Source organism: Psychrobacter sp. AOP5-GZ1-6 (assembly GCF_052376345.1).
GTDB lineage: Bacteria > Pseudomonadota > Gammaproteobacteria > Pseudomonadales > Moraxellaceae > Psychrobacter.
Genome location: NZ_JBQSVP010000307.1, coordinates 1 through 822 on the forward strand (window position 1 = coordinate 1; position 822 = coordinate 822).

2 protein-coding genes are annotated in these 822 nt (G+C 41.2%); both read left to right on the plus strand.

Translation table 11 applies throughout. The features are described 5' to 3' along the window. Positions 1–66: 66 nt before the first annotated feature. Positions 67–372: an IS630 transposase-related protein gene (locus ACT3RN_RS15930; protein WP_192518682.1), complete on the plus strand. Its 306-nt coding sequence runs from the start codon at positions 67–69 to the stop codon at positions 370–372. Positions 373–457: 85 nt separating this feature from the next. Further along, positions 458–822, plus strand: a 365-nt coding sequence (locus tag ACT3RN_RS15935; protein ID WP_444518849.1) for a transposase, incomplete at its 3' end; no start/stop codon positions are given.

Consider the following 822-nt stretch of genomic DNA (forward strand, 5'->3'; position numbering starts at 1 on the left):
TATAGTCAGATGACCACAAAAATGTTATAAAATAAATCAACTAAACGATTACCACTATAAACAACTATGACTTACTCCCTAGATTACCGCAAACAAGTTCTTAAAAGCTTAGATGAGGGCATGACCTTTGCCGAAGCTGCTGTTTTCTATGATATCAGTCCAACGACCATACAGAAGTGGAAAAAGCGTCTTCACAGTAAAACCACTCGAGACATCACTCCCTACAAAATAGAGGATGAAGCCTTAGCTCAAGACGTCAAAGACCACCCTGACGATTATCATTATGAGCGAGCCCAGCGTTTTAATTGCAGTCCAACAGGCATTAGTAAAGCCTTAAAACGTATTGGTATTAGCAAAAAAAAAGACACTTGAGCATCCCAAATCTTGTCCACTAAAGCGGGCTCACTACCTAAAAAAACTTAACCACTACATCGCTCAAGGCTTTGCTATTGTCTACATGGATGAGAGTGGGTTTGAGAGTGAAACGATGCGTCCTTGTGGCTATGCACCCATCGGTAGCCCTTGCATTGACCGTTATAACTGGCAAGCCAAAGATAGAACCAACGTCATTGGTGCGCTCTATGGCAAAATGCTGTTTGCGCTCGATTGCTTAAAGACCAACATCAATAAAGAGGTTTTCTATCACTGGTGCAAATTCACGCTGATACCAAAGCTTAAGAGAAAATGCGTACTTGTCATGGATAATGCTGCTTTTCATAAAAATAAGCGTATTCAAAAACTACTGAATAGACATGGTCATCGTGTTCTATGGCTACCACCCTACAGCCCTGATCTAAATCCTATCGAGAAGAAGTGGGCTCA

Bases quoted from the DNA above. Each gene is read 5' to 3' on its own strand.
- ACT3RN_RS15930 (WP_192518682.1), top strand. From the start codon at position 67: ATGACTTACTCCCTAGATTACCGCAAACAAGTTCTTAAAAGCTTAGAT.